Source organism: Actinomadura spongiicola (assembly GCF_003432485.1).
Classification (GTDB): domain Bacteria; phylum Actinomycetota; class Actinomycetes; order Streptosporangiales; family Streptosporangiaceae; genus Spirillospora; species Spirillospora spongiicola.
Window position 1 is genome coordinate 584,904 of the sequence record NZ_QVNQ01000004.1, and the last position, 15,185, is coordinate 600,088.

The following is a 15,185-nucleotide window of genomic DNA, read 5'->3' on the forward strand; positions in this document are numbered from 1 at the left end:
TGGTAGCGTCGCAGGGTGCGTCCGAAGCCTGCCGTCTCCGCGCATCGCCGCGACGAAGCGGGGCTGACGGGCCTCACCGAGGCCGTCGAGTCCGGTGCCGAGTACGTGGAGATCGACATCCGGCGGACGGGAGACGGGCGGCTCGTCGTCCACCATGATCCCGACCTCGCGGGGCTCCCGCTGAAACGCCTCACCTACGAGCGGGCGCAGGAACTGTCGCCGCGCCCGGTCCCGCTGGTCAGCGAGGCTATGCAGATCATCGCGACCCGGGCGATGGGCCACCTCGACCTCAAGGAACGCGGCTGCGAGCACGAGACCGTCGCGATGGCCGTCGAGGCGTTCGGACGGGACCGTTTCGTCGTCACCACCCGGGAGGTGCTCTCCCTGGTCGAGATCAAGAAGAATTTCCCGGGCGTGCGGACGGCGCTGTCGGTCGGCCGCAACCTGTGGGAACGCGGCGCCGCGCACGACTTCGCGCCGCTGCGCCTCATCCGGAAGGCGGGCGCCGACATGGTCGCCGTGAACCACCGCCTCGCGCGGGTGGGCGTGCTGCGGCAGTGCGCGCGTGCCGGGATCCCCGCCATGGTGTGGACGGTCAACGCCGAGCCCGTGATGCAACGCTTCCTGGGCGACCCGCGCGTCGCCGTGCTGGTCACCGACCATCCCGCCACCGCGTTGAAGCTGCGGGACGGGTAGGTCGGAAACGAGGTGGGCGGGCCACCGCGAGACGAACGGGAGTCTCGCGGTCGGCCCTCAGGCGCTCTGCGACTCGGCCGTGTCGGCCGCGGTCGCCGCCGGTGCGCCGGTCGGCTTGCCCGAGCGGGTGCGGCGCCGGGTACGGCTGCGCTTCCGCTCGGTGGCGACGGCGTCGACGACGTTGTCGTCGGACGAAGCGGTCGCCTTGTCGGTCTGCCCCGTGTTCGCCGCGGTGTTCGCCGGGGCGCCCGCTTCGATGGGCTTTCCGGCGCGGGTGCGGGCCCGGTTGCGCTTGCGGCGGCGCGGCCGCGGGCGCTCCCGGTCTTCGCGGACATGGCTGCGGACCTTGCCGGTCTCGCCGATGTCCTCCAGCTCCTCGGCGGCCAGCCCGGCGCGCCCGTTCCGCTGGTCGGCGGGCAGGCGGCCCTTCGTGCCCTCGGGAATGCCGAGCGCCGCGAAGAAGTGCGGGGACGTGGAGTACGTCTCCTCCGGGTTGGCGAACGGCAGGTCGAGCGTGCCGTTGATCAGCTTCCACCGGGTGAGGTCGGACCAGTCGACGAACGTGACGGCCACGCCCTCCTTGCCCGCGCGGCCCGTCCGGCCGATGCGGTGCACGTAGGTGTCGGCGCTGTCGGGGCACTCGAAGTTGACGACATGGGTCACGTCGTCGACGTCGAGGCCGCGGGCGGCGACGTCCGTGGCGACCAGCACACCGATCTTGCCGTTGCGGAACGCGCGCAGCGCCCGCTCGCGCTGGCTCTGCCCGAGGTCGCCGTGGACCGCGGCGGCGTCGAAGCCGCGCTGCTCCAGGTCGGCGGCGACCCGGTCGCACGCCCGCTTCGTCTGGCAGAAGACCATGGTGAGACCGCGGCCCTCGGCCTGAAGCAGACGGGCCAGCATCTCCGGCTTGTCCATCTGGTGGGCCTGGAAGACGTGCTGGACGACCTGCGGCGTCGCGTCCGACTCGGTGTGCGACTCGGCCCGGACGTTGGTGGGCCGGGTCAGGTACCGGCGCGACAGCGCGACGATCTCGCCGGGCATGGTCGCGGAGAACAGCATGGTCTGCCGCTGCGCCGGGATCCGCTCGACGATCCGCTCGATGTCGGGCAGGAACCCGAGGTCGAGCATCCGGTCCGCCTCGTCCAGCACCAGGATCCCGATCTTGGAGAGGTCGAGGTGCTTCTGCTTGACGAGGTCGAGCAGCCGTCCGGGCGTGCCGACGACGACGTCGACGCCGTCGCGCAGCGCGCTGATCTGCGGCTCGTAGGCCCGGCCGCCGTACACCGACAGGACGCGCGTGCCGAGCTTGCCGCCCGCCACGAGCAGGTCGTCGGTGACCTGGAGGGCCAGCTCACGGGTCGGCGCGACCACGAGAGCACGCGGCTCACGGCCGCCGTGCTCGATGCGCTGGAGCAGCGCGGCGCCGAACGCGAGGGTCTTGCCGGTGCCCGTGCGGGCCTGGCCGATGATGTCGTGCCCGCCCAGCGCGATCGGCAGGGCGAGCTCCTGGATGGGGAACGCTTCCACGATGCCCTCTGCTTCGAGGGCATCTGCTATTTCGGGGACGACCCCGAGTTCACGAAAGGTAGTCAGGGCTTTCAGCCTCCAATGTGCGGGGTCTCCGCTCCCGGGTGCGGCGCGGCACGGCGGTGGGCGGTCGTCGTACGGATCTCGCCGTACGGTCGCGCCCGCCGATCGTTTCCTTCGGCCGCGCGCTCGCGCGGGAGGGACCAGCCGTTGCTCAAATCTCTCGGCGACCGCAGTCAGGGGTTGAAAGCAGTCACTCGCTGTGGCTGCGTGCGGTCACACTCCGCGACGCAGTGTACCGACCGTTGATTGCATACACCAATAGCCGATCTCCGTACCTAACGTTCGTGTGGTTCGGTCTATTCCAAGCCTTGCCCGCCAGGGCCTTTCCATGGCGGGAACGCGGGCGGGCGGCGGGTCGGACACCGCCTCCGGCGACGGCCACTTCCGGACATGGTACGCGTCAACGGGGAGACCCCCGCCGTTCAGGGGCGGGGGTCTCCCCGTTCAGTGCGCGTCAGACCGTCGATCGGACCGGTGGGTCAGTAGGTGCGACGGCGCGGTCGCCAGCCGCCCCGCCAGCCGCCGCGCCTGCCGTGGCCCCGGGTGTTGGCCGAGGTGAGCGCGACGACACCGAGCGCCGCGACCAGCACGGCGAACACGAAGGCGACGAGGCTCCCCGCGCCGAGCGCGCCCGCGATCACACCGCCGACGATGGCGCCGGCGATCCCGACGAGCACCGTGAGCAGCATTCCGATCGGGTTCCGTCCCGGGACGAGCAGTCGTGCCAAGGCTCCGATGACGGCACCGACCACGATGAACCAGAGGATCGTCGTGAGCATGTCGATCATCCATTCTTCTTCCGTGGGGCCGAAGCCCGTGGTCGGAGATCGTTGTGCCCACCGTGCAAGAATCAAACAAAAAGCGGGTCAAATCCCGATCGAAACGCCCGGGCGGGGGCTAGCCGCCGAAGCCGACGCTGCGCTGTTCGTCCTCGGAGATCTCCAGGTAGCCGACCTGTTCGGCGGGGACGACGACGCGTCCGGAGCGGCGGTCGTGGAGGACGAGCACCCCGCGCGGCTTGGCGAGCGCGTCGGACAGCGCGGCCTGCACCTCGTCGGCCGACTGCCGGGTGTCGACCGTGAGTTCCCTCGCGATGTTCTGCACGCCGATGCGAACCTGCACGCGAATGCTCCCCTCGTCCCACAAGACCCACATGTCCCACCGACCACCGGCGGGCCCTTCCGATGGTCGCACGCGGACGGCCGGATCCGCCGTCCCGGGGTTCGGCCGAGGGTGAAACCGGCGTCCGTCCGGCGCGCCGGGTCGAAGGCCTGTTGCGAAGTGGCCTCAGCCGCCCACACGAACGCGTGCCCCGCCCGGTGTAGCGAAGCCGAAGGCGAGCGAAACCGGGCGGATCGCTAAGCGATGTCGCGTTCGCCCAGGAACGGTCACGTAGCGAGCCGCCAGGCGAGCGAAGTGGGCCGGTCCTGCAATCAACACAGCTACGAGAGGTCGCCGGATCGGGGGAAGCCGGAGATGCCGCGCCAGGCCAGCCGGGCGATGATCTTCTCGGCGGTGTCCTTGGGGATGGCGCGGTGCTGGGACAGCCAGTACCGGGCGCTGACCTCGGCCATGCCGACCAGGCCCATGCCGAGCAGGTGCGCCTCGTCGCTCGGGGCGTCGGTGTCCTCGGCGATGACCTGGGCGATCATCTCGGCGCACTGCTGGTTGGCGCGGTCGACGCGGGCGCGGACGGGCGCGACGTTGCGCAGGTCGGACTCGAAGACCAGCCGGTACGCCTCGCCCTCGCCGGCGACGAAGTCGTAGAAGGCCCGGATGCTCGCCTGGACGCGCAGCTTGTTGTCGGTCGTGGAGTCCAGCGCCTCCCGGACGATCTTCACCAGTGCCTCGGCGTGCTCGTCGAGCAGCGCCAGATACAGCTCCAGCTTGCCGGGAAAGTGCTGGTAGAGCACGGGTTTGCTGACGCCCGCGCGTTCGGCGATCTCGTCCATCGCCGCGGCGTGGTACCCCTGGGCGACGAACACCTCCTGCGCCGCGCCGAGCAGCTGCCTGCGGCGCGCCAGCCGCGGCAGCCTAGTGCCGCGGGGGCGTGCGTCCGGGGTCGCGGTCACCACACTCTCCGATCAGCCGTTCGGGGCGGGGCGGATCAGGGGGTCCGCCGCGCGGGAACAATCCCACCATCCTACGCGCGGGTAACTCCGTCGGTCACGGACAACGGCCGCCGAGGGTCGACCACGCGGGTCAGTGTATTGCGGTCACCGGTAGTCGTCCTCGTCGAGCGGGACCACGCGCCGCTGCTCGGCCGCGTCCGCCTCGTCGACGTCGTCGGGGAGCTGCGCGAACCACTCGCGTGGCGTCTCCTCCTCGTCGATCGCGGCGAGCTGCTCGGCGGCGTCGGCCTCGTCGGCCCGGCCGATCTCGGCGGCCTCGGCGGGGTCGGCGTCGCCCGGCACCGGGGGTTCCAGGTCGTCGATCTCGCTCATTCGGATCCTCCTCGCACGTGTCCGGCCAGTTCCCGCAGCGGCGCCTCGACGGACTCGCCGTAGGTCGGGAACGGGTGGACGACGTCGGCGAGCACGCCGAGGGGCGTCTCCGCGCGGATGGCGAGGGCGATCTCGCCCATCCACTCCGCGGCGCCCACTCCGGCCGCGGCCGCGCCGATCAGTACTCCGCGGTCGCGGTCGGCGTACAGTTCCACCCGGCCGCGCTCGTCCGCCTCGACCGCCGCCCGGGTCGTCGCGGCGAGGTCGTACCCGGCGGTGAGCAGGTCTATGCCGAGTTCGGCGGCCCGTGTCGGCGAGACGCCCACGGAGTAGACGGTCGGCGTGGTGTGGACGACGCGGGGGATGCCGCGGTAGTCGGCCTCGCGGCGGTGCCCGAGAAGGTTGGACAGCGCCACCCGCGCCTGGTAGCGGGCCGCGTGCGTCGTCCGGGCGACGCCGGTGACGTCACCGGCCGCCCACACGCCGCCCGCCTCGGACGGCACCCGGCAGGTCTCGTCCACCGGCAGCCCGTGGCCCGGCCGGACGGCGACGCCGAGCTTCTCGAGCCCGAGGCCCGTGACGCGCGGGCGGCGTCCGGCGGCGACGAGGATCCGGTCGGCGTCGAGCGTCCCGCCGTCCGAGAGCCACAGCCGCAGCCCGGTGTCCTTGTGTTCGACGCCGGAGAGCGCCGCGCCGAGCCGCAGGTCGACGCCCATCCGGCGGAGCGTGTCGGCGAGGACCTCCCCGGCGAACGGCGCCTCGGCGGTCAGCAGCCGCCCGGACGCCTCGATCACCGTCACCTGCGACCCGAACGCCGCGTACACCTGCGCCATCTCGCAGCCGACCGGGCCGCCGCCGAGGATGACCAGGCGGCGCGGCAGGTCGGGGACCGACAGCGCCTCGGCGCTGGTCCACAGCGGAACGTCGGCGAGGCCGTCGACGGGCGGGATCACCGGCTCGCCGCCCGTGCAGACGACGAGGTCGCGATACCCGTGCACCACGCCGTCCACCTCGACCCGGCCGGGTTCCAGGACGCGGCCCCGGCCGCGCAGCACGGTCACGCCCGCCTCGGCCATCCGCGCGACGGCGGGGTCGTCGGAGCGGCGCCGGGTCAGCTCGTCCCGGCGGGCGACGGCCATCTCCCACGTCTCGCCGCGCCGCGCCGACGACAGCAGCGACTTCGACGGCACGCACGCGAAGTACGGCGACTCGCCGCCGACGAGGCGGCACTCGACGAGCGCGACGTCCCGGCCCGCGCGGGCGAGACCCGACGCCACCGGCTCTCCCGCGGTTCCCCCGCCCAGCACAACGGCGTCGTAGTGGTGGTTCTGCGACACGTTCATCCCTCCGAACCATCGTGGTCCCCGCGGACCATGGTGGCGGACGGCGGCGCCGGAGCGTGCCGGTTCGACTACATGGGGCACCGGTTTCCGGTGTCGCGGCGGCGGGCCGTCAGGGGAGGGGCCGGTGGTCCTTCAGGAGCGGTTCGAGCAGGTCACCGTGCTCGTCGACGCGGTCGAGGATCTCCGCGGGCGTGAACACCAGGTCGGCGGCGTCGGCGCAGGACTCCAGCTCGTCCCAGGTGACGGGCGTCGACACCGACGGCCGGCGGGCCGCGCGCAGCGAGTAGGGCGCGACGGTCGTCTTGGCCGGGTTGTTCTGGCTCCAGTCGACGAAGATCTTGCCTTTGCGCAGCCGCTTCTCCATCTTCGCGACGACGAGCCGGGGATGCTCGTCGGCGAGGCGCCGCGCGGCGGCCTTGGCGTACTCCGACGTCCGCTCCGCGTTCGACGGCTCCTTGATCGGCACGTACAGGTGCAGGCCCTTCTTGCCGCTGGTCTTCGGATACGACTCCAGGCCGTCCTCGGCGAGCAGGTCGCGGAGCAGGTGCGCCACCTCGCACGCCTCCACGATCGTCGCCGGCTCGCCCGGGTCGAGGTCGAAGACGACCAGGTCGGGGTTGCGCACCCCGCCGCGCGGCCCGACCTTCCACTGCGGGACGTGCAGTTCCAGCGCGGCGAGGTTGGCGCACCACACGAGCGTGGGCAGGTCGTCGACGACGACGAAGTCGAGGGTGTCGCGGCCCGTGGAACTGCCGGGCGTCGGGATCGTCGCCGTCCGGACCCAGTCGGGGGTGTGGGACGGCGCGTTCTTCTCGAAGAACTTGGCGCCGTCCACGCCGTCCGGCCAGCGGATGCGGGTCGCGGCGCGGTCCTTCAGATGCGGCAGCATCACGGGGGCGATACGGGCGTAGTAGTCGATGACCTCGCCCTTGGTGAACTCGGGATACAGGTTCTTGTCGAGGTTGGACAGCGACACCTGCCGTCCATCGACCTCCACGTTCGTGCGCTTCGAGGTCACGCGTCACTCTCACTCTCAGGCTCACTCTTCACTGGTGACCTCCAGGGGGTCCTTGTCGTCGCGAAGACCGCGCCAGGACGGGAACCGCAGGCGGCCGTCCCTGGTCCGGGCGCTGTAGGCGACCTCGCCGACGAGCCGCGGCTCGACCCACTGGGCGTCGCGGGCGAACTCGCGCGGAACGGGCTCGTCGTAGGGGCTGGTGGGACGGCGCAGCGGCCACAGCGTCTCGTACAGCTCGTCGAGGGCACGGTCGCTGAAACCGGTGCCGACATGCCCGACGAAGCCGAGCAGGCCCTTCACGTCGTACTCGCCGAGCAGCAGCGAGCCGACGCCGCCCTCGCGGCGTCCCTTGCCGGGCTTCCAGCCGCAGACGATGACCTCGCGGGTCAGGAAGTTCTTCACCTTGCGCCAGAAGTCGACGCGGCGGCCGGGACGGTAGGGGGAGTTCAGGCGTTTGGCGAGCAGCCCCTCCAGGTGCTGCTCGCGGGTGAAGTCGAGGAGTTCGTCCACCTGGGCGGTGTCGCCGCCGTGCAGGTAGGGGGGCACCTCCACGGGCCCGGAGCCCGCCAGGTCGAGTTCGGCCAGTACGGTGCGGCGCTGCGCGTACGGCATGTCGTAGAGGAAGTGCCCGTCCAGGTAGAGGACGTCGAAGACGACGTAGCGGACGGGAACCTCGCGGATCAGTCTCGGGTCGGGGTGGGCCACGTGCATGCGGCGTTGGAGTCGTTCGAAGCTGGGTCGTCCCTCCTCGAAGGCGACGACCTCGCCGTCCAGGATCACGTCGTGGTGGGGGAGAAGGTCGGCCAGGGCGGAGAGCTCGGGATAGCGGCCGGTGACGTCCCCGCCGCGGCGCCCGCAGGCCCGCACGCCCCCCGCGGAGACGTGCGACAGGACGCGGACGCCGTCCCATTTCAGCTCCAGACCCCATTTCTCGCCGTCGGAGGGGAGGTCTCCGGTGGCGGCCATCATCGGCTCAACGGGCCACGGCATGGTCATACCGCCGTCTTACCCGATACCGCCGCATGGCAAAGGATCAAGGAGCCCCGGTGGCGCGAAATCGGGCGATATCGCGAGGCTAGGGGCAGGAACCCGCTGGGTAGGGACTGGTCATGCGCAGTATCTGGAAGGGCGCCATCTCGTTCGGGCTGGTGACGATACCGGTGAAGCTGTATTCGGCGACCGAGCAGAGGGACGTCAGTTTCCACCAGGTGCACCGCACGGACGGGGCGCGCATCAAGTACAAGCGGGTGTGCACGGCCGACGGCGAGGAGGTGCCGTACTCCGACATCGCGAAGGGGTTCGAGCTGCCGAGCGGTGAGATGGTCGTGCTCACCGACGAGGACTTCGCCGACCTGCCGCTGTCGTCCAGCCGCCGTATCGACGTCCTCCAGTTCGTGGAGCAGGAGGAGGTCGACCCGATCTACTTCGCGAAGTCGTACTACCTGGAGCCCGACGCGCAGGGCGCCAAACCGTACGTTCTGCTGCGGGACGCGCTGGAGGAGTCCGGGCAGGTCGCCATCGTCAAGATCGCGATCCGGCAGCGGGAGTCGCTGGCGACGCTGCGGGTGCGCGGCGGCGTCTTCGTGCTGGAGACGATGCTGTGGCCGGACGAGGTCCGCACCCCCGACTTCCCGTTCCTGGACGAGGACATCGAGGTCCGCAAGCAGGAACTGTCGATGGCGACGTCGCTGATCGAGTCCATGGAGGGCGAGTTCGACCCGTCGGAGTACAAGGACGCCTACCGGGAGGCGCTCCAGGCGGTGATCGACGCCAAGGTCGAGGGCCGGGAGGTCGCGCGTCCCGCCGAGGAGGCCGCGGAGGAACCGGCGGCCGACCTGCTGAGCGCGCTGCGCGCCAGTGTCGAGGCGGCGAAGAAGAGCCGCGGCGAGCGGGACGCTACCAAGGAGACCGCCAGGGAGACCGCCAAGGGCGGTGGCAAGGGCGGCAAGGGCGGGGCCGCGTCCGGGAGGTCGGGGGAGAAGAAGCCCGCCGGGCGCGGGTCGTCGTCGAAGTCCGGCTCGAAGAAGGAGCCGGCGAAGAGCCGCGGCCGCAAGTCGGCCTGACCCCGCCACAGGTCGCCCCGCGGCCGCGCGTCGACGTGTTCCGCCGCGAGGGTCAGGACCGCGGCGGCTCGACGGGCTCCGCTAGAACGGAACGGTGGTGCAGATGTTCCGTGCCCCGGCGCCGCCGGTCTTGGGGTCGGTGGGCAGGGCGTGGATGATGACCGAACCGGCCGCCTTCTTGGCGACCCTCCACGGCACGGTGTCACCGGAGTGGCCGGTGCCGTCCTTGGCGACCGTGACGTCGAGCCAGATCTCCATCTGCTCCATCGGCAGGTCGTGGGAGCCGTCGGGGTTCATGTAGTGCGGTCCCGCGTCCTCGCCCTTCGGCCCGCACGGGTTCACGTGCACGTGGACGCCGAACGTCTTGCCGGCGGCCTCGGCGGGGAAGCCCGACGCCTGGAGCAGCACGCTCGTCGTGTCCTTCGTGCGCTGCACCGTGATCTTGGTTTTGACGTCCTTGTACGCCTGGTCGTAGACGTAGGTCGGGCCATTGACGACGATCTTGTCGGGACGGGCCGAGGCGGGGGTCGCGAGCGGAACGAGCACGGCTCCGGCCGCCGCCAGGCTGAGGGCGGCGAGGGCGGTTGTTCGCATGACGTCCTTCTTCTGTTGCGGGAGCGGTCGCGGGGCACCGGTGCGGACCGGTCCCCCGCGGTCGGTGACTCACGATCATCCCCACCGGGCCGGACATCTCACCCACGGGTGCGGTGAGAGGTCGTTCCGGTGCGCCGAACGGTTCAGCCGTCGCGGCGTGCGTCGCGGACGCGGCCGAGCGCCGTCGCCGCGGCGGACGGGTCGGCGCAGGACGCGATCCGCTCGCCCCAGGCGTAGAAGTACGCCCAGGAGCCGTCCGGGCCTTCCTGCGCGGCGATGACGCCGTCGTTCAGGTTCGGGGTCCGCGGGTCGGCGACGATCGCGGACGGGCGGCGGTCGTGGGGAGCGGCGACCTCGACCGTCCAGCCGCGGTCACGCAGCTCGACGGTGAGGCGCTCCAGGTGCCCGAGCGCCTCCTCCCCTTCGGTGATCACCTGCGCGGACATGACTCCTCCGAATGCACAAGAGCGCGCACAAAAAAGGGCGCGGCGGGGGGTGGAATTGGATTCAGTGTCCTGGCGGGTGTGGCGGATCACAAGCGGTTTGCGCATATCGGTGCCCCGGCCCTCGCGAGGACCGGGGCACTGATATGCGGAGATGAGCGTGCGGACGTCCGGGTCAGGCCACGGGCTCCAGCGGGGGTCGCGGCGCCGGGTCGGGCGCGTCGCCGCCCTCACGGATGCCGAACCGGCTGTAGAGCCTGCCGAGCGGTCCGGGCGCCCACCAGTTCGCGCGGCCCATCACCCGCATCGTCGCGGGCACGAGCAGGGCCCGCACGACGGTCGCGTCTAGCAGGATCGCGATCGCCATGCCGACGCCGGTCATCTTGATGAACGTGATGCCGGACGTGGAGAACGCGCCGATCACGATGATGAACAGCAACGCCGCGCTGGTGATGATGGCGCCGGTCCGCTGCACGCCCGCGGCGACCGAGGCCGTGTTGTCGCCGGTCTTGTCGTACTGTTCCCTGACCCGCGACAGCAGGAACACCTCGTAGTCCATCGAGATGCCGAACAGCATGGCCAGCATCAGGATCGGCATGGCCGGGCTGAGGTTGCCGGTCGCGGTGAAGTCCAGCGCCCCGGACAGGTTCCCGTCCTGGAAGATCAGCACGACGATGCCGAACGTGGCCGACAGCGACAGCATGTTCATCAAGATCGCCTTCAGCGGCAGCAGGATCGACCCGAACGCCAGGAAGAGCAGGACGAACGTCGCGCCGCCGACGAACAGGGCGAGCCACGGCAGGGTCGAGCCGATGCTGTCGAGCTGGTCGACGACCTCGGCGGTGTCGCCGCCGACCCGGGCCTGCGCGCCGGGCGGGGCGGGCACGTCCCGCACCCGCTGGACGAGGTCGCGGGCGGCGTCGGAGTTCGGGTCGACGTCGTAGCGCAGCGCGATCCGCGTCGTGGTGTCCTTGGCGCCGGTCACGGTGGCGGCGGTGACTCCGGGCACCGCGTCCAGGCGGCCCCGGTACGCCTGAACCGCGGCCTGGTCGGACGTCCCCGTCACCACGGCCTCGATCGGGGTGGTGGAGTTGCGCGGGAACCGGGTCTCCAGCGTCTCGGCGACGACCCGGGCGTCGGTTCCCTCGGGCAGCACCCTGGCGTCCAGGCCGCCCCAGTTGACGTGCAGGAACGGGAGGCCGAGCGCGATGAGCAGCGCGAACGTGGCGACGATGTAGGTGATCGGGCGGCGCATGACGCTGAGCGCGAGCCGTCCCCACCAGGCGTCGAACCGGCTCTCGGCACCCGCGGCCCGGGCGCGGCGGCCCCGGCGCCCGCGGACCGACAGCGCGTTCACCTTCGGGCCGAGGACGGCCAGCATCGCGGGCAGCACGGTCAGGGCGCCGACCATGCAGACGATCACGGTCGCGATGCCGCCGTAGCCCATCGAGACGAGGAAGGCCTGGTCGAACAGCAGCAGCCCGGACAGCGACACGGCGACGGTGACGCCGGAGACGGCGACGGTGCGTCCGGCCGTGGCCATCGTCGTGGCCATGGCGTCCTCGGGGGTGACGCCGGCCTTCCTGGACTCGTCCCGGAAGCGGGTCACCATGAACAGCCCGTAGTCGATGGCGAGGCCGAGCCCGAGGAAGGTGGTGATGTTCACCGCGAAGATCGACACGTCGGTCACATAGGTGAGCGCGTGCAGCGCGGTGAACGAGCCGAGGATCGCGAAGCCCCCGATCAGCAGCGGCAGGCTCGCCGCGACCAGCCCACCGAAGATTAGCACCAGCAGGACGAGCAGCACGGGCATGGCCAGGCTCTCGGCGCGGGCGATGTCGGACGAGACGCGCTCGTTGACGGCGGTCTCCGTGCCGATGCTCCCGCCGACCTTGGCGGTGAGCCCGCCGCCGACGTCGGTGAGATCGTCGCTGATCGCCTCGTAGCCGTCCTGGCGGGCGGCCTCGTCGGCGCCCGCGAGCCGCAGGACCGCGTAGGTGGCCGTCTTGTCGTCGCTGACGAACTGCGGCGAGCCGGTCGACCAGTAGGTGGCCGTGCCGGCGATCCTGTCCTTGGGCAGGGCGCCGAGCGCCCGCTCGACCGAGGCGCGGAACCGCGGGTCGTCGACGGTCATGCTGCGGCCCTGGTAGAGGATCACGACGTCCGCCGCGTCGTGGCCGAGGTCGCGCTCGGCGATCTCGGCCGCCGCGGCGCTCTCGCTGCCGGGCGTGCCGAAGCCGCCGGACGACGCCAGCGCGCCGAAGACGCCCGTTCCCCACACGCCGGCGAAGACCAGCGCCGCGCCCGCGACGGCGAGGACCCATCTGCGGCGCCGATGGACCCATCGTCCCCATCGCTCGAACATCCCGTTCCTCCTGCCTGTTCGGCACGCAGTGTGACTTCCCGTCACCGTAGTGAACGATGTAAACTGAGAACGCTGTTAACTATGCATACGTCGTTCGCTGTCGTCAAGGGTGTTCTTGAGGAATCATGCGGGGGGACCGGTGAGCGGAACCGCGGACCACGAGAGGAGGGGCGACGCTGTGGAATCCCGGCGTGACCGGCTGCGGGCGGCGACGGTCAGGGAGATCTCCGAGACGGCCCGGCGGATCCTTGTCGAGCAGGGCCCCGAGGCGGTGACGCTCCGGGCCATCGCCCGGGAGATGGGCATGACGGCCCCGGCGCTCTACCGCTACTTCGACAGCCACGGCGAACTGCTCCGGCACGTCGTCGGCGACATCTTCACCGAGCTGACCGGCGAGCTGCACGACGCCATCCACCAGGTCACGCCGGGCGACATGAGCGGCAAGTTCCTGGCCGTGTCACGCCAGTTCCGGCGCTGGGCCCTGTCGCATCCCCGCGAGTACGGGCTGCTGTTCGGGGCGCCCGTGCGCGGCCGCGCGACGGACCAGGAGAGGGCCGACTTCGCCGAGGAGTGCGCCCGCAGGTTCGGCTGGACGTTCATGAACCTGTTCCTGGAGCTGTGGAGGAAGAAGCCGTTCCCCATCCCGGCCGACGACGAGATCGACCCCGTCCTGAGGCCGCAGCTCCGCCGCTACCGCGACGAGATCGGCGTGGAGCTGCCGCTCGGCGTGATTCAGCAGTTCCTCAAGTGCTGGATCAGGTTGCAGGGCGGCGTCAGCCTGGAGGCCTTCGGCCACCTGGACTTCTCGCTGGACGACGCCGAGCCCATGTTCGAGTTGATGCTCAGAGAGGTCTCCGGCACGCTCGGCCTGACCTACAGTCCGCCCGAGCACCACCCGTCCGACCGCGCGGGTCGGTCGGAAGGCTGATCGTGAACGCCGCTCCGGCACCCGGGCCGCCCACGGCGGTGAGGGCGCCGCCGAGGCCCTCCACCACCTCCCGGGCCAGGGCGAGACCGAGGCCGTGACCGCCGCTCCGCCCGCTGGCGAACCGGTCGAACAGGCGCCCCGCGTCGCGCGGGTCGAAGCCGTCGCCGTCGTCGCGGACGGTCAACTCCACCAGTGCCGGTGTGCGCGACAGCGCCATCTGTATGCGCCCGTTTCGATGCGTGTGGCCGAGCGCGTTGTCGACCAGCGCGGACAGCACGCGCCGCAACGCCGTCTCCCGTCCCAGGACGACGGGCCCCCGGTCGGGCCCGGTGACCTCGATCGTCACGCCGCGTTCCAGCGCCCGTGCCGACTCAGCGGCGGCCAGTTCCCGGGCGAGCGTGCCGAGGTCGACGGGGGCGAGGACGGCCGGACCCCGCCCCGGCGGCAGCGCCGACGCCAGCACGTCCTCGACGACCTCGCCGAGCTGCCGGGTGCCGGTGACGAGGCGGTCCACGTCCGCGGTGACGTCCGTTCCGCTCCGCAGCCGCCGGGCGGTGAGCTGCGCGCGGGTGTGCAGGCGGGTCAGGGGGGCGCGCAGCTCGTGGCCGACGTCCGCCGCGAACCGCCGCCGCCGAGCGAGGGCCTCGTCCAGCGGCGCGAGCGTCCGGTCGGCGATGGCGCGGCCGGTCAGCAGCGCGACCGGCAGGGCCGCGGCCTCCGCCACGGCGAGCGTCCACAGGAGCCTGCGCCGCGCGGGCGCGTCCAGGCCGGTCGCCGCCGTGCGGTAGACGACCGTGCCGAGCGTCCCCAACAGCAGGACGGCGGCGCCCGCGACCTGGACGGTGACGTCGCCGCGGGCCTCGGTCAGCAGCCGCCGGTCCGGGTCCCGGGCGGGACGGCCGTTCACAGCTCGCCCAGCCGGTAGCCCACGCCGCGCACGGTCCGCACGACGTCCGCGCCCAGCTTGCTGCGTAAGTAGTAGACGTAGGTGTCCACGATCGACTCCGTTCGGGCCTCGTCGAACACGCGCTGCCGCAGCGACGCCCGCGTGTGCACCTGCCCCGGACGGGTCGCGAGCGCCATCAGCAGCCGCGCCTCCCGTCCCGACAGCGCCACATGCTCGCCGGTCGGCAGGCTCACCAGCCGGGACCGCGGGTCGAGCCGTCCCGCGCCGAGCGGCAGCACCTGCGCGCGGTCCAGATGGCGGCGGTGCAGCGCCCGCACCCGGGCGAGCAACTCGTCGATCTCGAACGGTTTGACGAGATAGTCCTCGGCGCCCGCGTCGAGCCCGGCGACCCGGTCGGCGAGCGAACCGAACGCGGTCAGCACGAGCGCGGGCGCGGTGACGCCCCGGCCGCGCAGGCGGCGGACCAGCTCGACACCGTCGAGCACGGGCAGCCCACGGTCGATGATCAGTGCGTCGTAGTTCCTGCTCAGCCCGAGGTGAAGTCCGCGCTGGCCCTCGGCGGCGAGCTCGACCGCGTAACCCTGCTCGACGAACAGGGCGGCGAGCATCCGGGCGAGCTCGCGGTCGTCCTCGACGATCAACAGCCGGCGTGGCGGGTCGCCGGGGCCCGTTGAATCGGCCACGATCCCACGCTCCCACCGTCGCCCCCGTCCCACCAGAGACGCGGACACTAGTGGACAACTTTCTTTAAATTTGAACCGAATCGGTGGATCGCTCGTCTTGCACCAGCGTCG

16 protein-coding genes are annotated in these 15,185 nt (G+C 71.6%); 3 read left to right on the plus strand and 13 right to left on the minus strand.

Annotation, left to right across the window (positions count from 1 at the left end):
* Positions 1–15 precede the first annotated feature (15 nt).
* Positions 16–696: a glycerophosphodiester phosphodiesterase gene (locus D0T12_RS15420; RefSeq protein ID WP_117400239.1), complete on the plus strand. Its 681-nt coding sequence runs from the start codon at positions 16–18 to the stop codon at positions 694–696.
* Positions 697–753: 57 nt separating this feature from the next.
* On the opposite strand, the gene D0T12_RS15425 is transcribed toward D0T12_RS15420, so the two are convergent.
* From D0T12_RS15425 to ligD (D0T12_RS15460), 8 genes are all read right to left on the minus strand, one after another.
* Positions 754–2,223, minus strand: a complete 1,470-nt coding sequence (locus tag D0T12_RS15425) for a DEAD/DEAH box helicase (protein ID WP_199487468.1) — start codon at positions 2,221–2,223, stop codon at positions 754–756.
* 542 nt (positions 2,224–2,765) lie between these two features.
* Positions 2,766–3,074 carry a GlsB/YeaQ/YmgE family stress response membrane protein gene (locus tag D0T12_RS15430; protein ID WP_199487469.1) on the minus strand — a complete coding sequence of 103 codons (309 nt, stop codon included), beginning with the start codon at positions 3,072–3,074 and terminating at the stop codon, positions 2,766–2,768.
* Between the two features lie 109 nt (positions 3,075–3,183).
* A complete protein-coding gene (locus tag D0T12_RS15435) occupies positions 3,184–3,408 on the minus strand; it encodes a DUF3107 domain-containing protein (protein ID WP_117400458.1) in 225 nt (74 codons plus the stop codon).
* Between the two features lie 320 nt (positions 3,409–3,728).
* A complete protein-coding gene (locus D0T12_RS15440) occupies positions 3,729–4,358 on the minus strand; it encodes a TetR/AcrR family transcriptional regulator (protein ID WP_117400459.1) in 630 nt (209 codons plus the stop codon).
* A 144-nt stretch (positions 4,359–4,502) separates the two neighbouring features.
* Positions 4,503–4,730 (minus strand): hypothetical protein, encoded by a 228-nt coding sequence (locus D0T12_RS15445; protein WP_117400241.1) that lies wholly within the window; start codon positions 4,728–4,730, stop codon positions 4,503–4,505.
* Positions 4,727–6,073, minus strand: a complete 1,347-nt coding sequence (locus tag D0T12_RS15450) for a dihydrolipoyl dehydrogenase family protein (RefSeq protein ID WP_117400242.1) — start codon at positions 6,071–6,073, stop codon at positions 4,727–4,729. The genes D0T12_RS15445 and D0T12_RS15450 overlap by 4 nt, the downstream gene beginning before the upstream one ends.
* Positions 6,074–6,182: 109 nt before the next feature.
* Positions 6,183–7,091, minus strand: a complete 909-nt coding sequence (gene ligD / locus D0T12_RS15455) for a non-homologous end-joining DNA ligase (RefSeq protein ID WP_117400243.1) — start codon at positions 7,089–7,091, stop codon at positions 6,183–6,185.
* 21 nt (positions 7,092–7,112) lie between these two features.
* Positions 7,113–8,087 (minus strand): non-homologous end-joining DNA ligase, encoded by a 975-nt coding sequence (gene ligD / locus D0T12_RS15460; protein WP_117400244.1) that lies wholly within the window; start codon positions 8,085–8,087, stop codon positions 7,113–7,115.
* 113 nt (positions 8,088–8,200) lie between these two features.
* On the opposite strand from ligD (D0T12_RS15460), the gene ku reads away from it, so the two are divergent.
* Entirely contained in the window at positions 8,201–9,154 is a 954-nt protein-coding gene (gene ku, locus D0T12_RS15465; RefSeq protein WP_117400245.1) for a non-homologous end joining protein Ku, read from the plus strand.
* Between the two features lie 81 nt (positions 9,155–9,235).
* Here ku and D0T12_RS15470 read toward each other — a convergent pair whose 3' ends face one another.
* From D0T12_RS15470 to D0T12_RS15480, 3 genes are all read right to left on the minus strand, one after another.
* Positions 9,236–9,748 carry a superoxide dismutase family protein gene (locus D0T12_RS15470; protein WP_117400246.1) on the minus strand — a complete coding sequence of 171 codons (513 nt, stop codon included), beginning with the start codon at positions 9,746–9,748 and terminating at the stop codon, positions 9,236–9,238.
* Between the two features lie 143 nt (positions 9,749–9,891).
* Positions 9,892–10,194 carry a hypothetical protein gene (locus D0T12_RS15475; protein WP_117400247.1) on the minus strand — a complete coding sequence of 101 codons (303 nt, stop codon included), beginning with the start codon at positions 10,192–10,194 and terminating at the stop codon, positions 9,892–9,894.
* 172 nt (positions 10,195–10,366) lie between these two features.
* Positions 10,367–12,556 (minus strand): MMPL family transporter, encoded by a 2,190-nt coding sequence (locus tag D0T12_RS15480; protein WP_117400248.1) that lies wholly within the window; start codon positions 12,554–12,556, stop codon positions 10,367–10,369.
* A gap of 178 nt (positions 12,557–12,734) precedes the next feature.
* On the opposite strand from D0T12_RS15480, the gene D0T12_RS15485 reads away from it, so the two are divergent.
* Entirely contained in the window at positions 12,735–13,484 is a 750-nt protein-coding gene (locus D0T12_RS15485) for a TetR/AcrR family transcriptional regulator (protein ID WP_117400249.1), read from the plus strand.
* Here D0T12_RS15485 and D0T12_RS15490 read toward each other — a convergent pair.
* Both D0T12_RS15490 and D0T12_RS15495 read right to left on the minus strand, forming a co-directional pair.
* Positions 13,399–14,391 carry a sensor histidine kinase gene (locus tag D0T12_RS15490; protein ID WP_117400250.1) on the minus strand — a complete coding sequence of 331 codons (993 nt, stop codon included), beginning with the start codon at positions 14,389–14,391 and terminating at the stop codon, positions 13,399–13,401. The genes D0T12_RS15485 and D0T12_RS15490 overlap by 86 nt on opposite strands.
* Positions 14,388–15,074 carry a response regulator transcription factor gene (locus D0T12_RS15495; protein ID WP_233526076.1) on the minus strand — a complete coding sequence of 229 codons (687 nt, stop codon included), beginning with the start codon at positions 15,072–15,074 and terminating at the stop codon, positions 14,388–14,390. The genes D0T12_RS15490 and D0T12_RS15495 overlap by 4 nt, the downstream gene beginning before the upstream one ends.
* Between the last annotated feature and the right edge of the window lie 111 nt (positions 15,075–15,185).

What these genes read in the sequence shown, in the direction of transcription:
- D0T12_RS15475 (WP_117400247.1), bottom strand. Translation starts at nt 10,194, where the DNA reads ATGTCCGCGCAGGTGATCACCGAAGGGGAGGAGGCGCTCGGGCACCTG.
- D0T12_RS15470 (WP_117400246.1), bottom strand. Translation starts at nt 9,748, where the DNA reads ATGCGAACAACCGCCCTCGCCGCCCTCAGCCTGGCGGCGGCCGGAGCC.
- ku (WP_117400245.1), top strand. Translation starts at nt 8,201, where the DNA reads ATGCGCAGTATCTGGAAGGGCGCCATCTCGTTCGGGCTGGTGACGATA.
- D0T12_RS15450 (WP_117400242.1), bottom strand. Translation starts at nt 6,073, where the DNA reads ATGAACGTGTCGCAGAACCACCACTACGACGCCGTTGTGCTGGGCGGG.
- D0T12_RS15445 (WP_117400241.1), bottom strand. Translation starts at nt 4,730, where the DNA reads ATGAGCGAGATCGACGACCTGGAACCCCCGGTGCCGGGCGACGCCGAC.
- D0T12_RS15480 (WP_117400248.1), bottom strand. Translation starts at nt 12,556, where the DNA reads ATGTTCGAGCGATGGGGACGATGGGTCCATCGGCGCCGCAGATGGGTC.
- D0T12_RS15430 (WP_199487469.1), bottom strand. Translation starts at nt 3,074, where the DNA reads ATGATCGACATGCTCACGACGATCCTCTGGTTCATCGTGGTCGGTGCC.
- ligD (WP_117400244.1), bottom strand. Translation starts at nt 8,087, where the DNA reads ATGACCATGCCGTGGCCCGTTGAGCCGATGATGGCCGCCACCGGAGAC.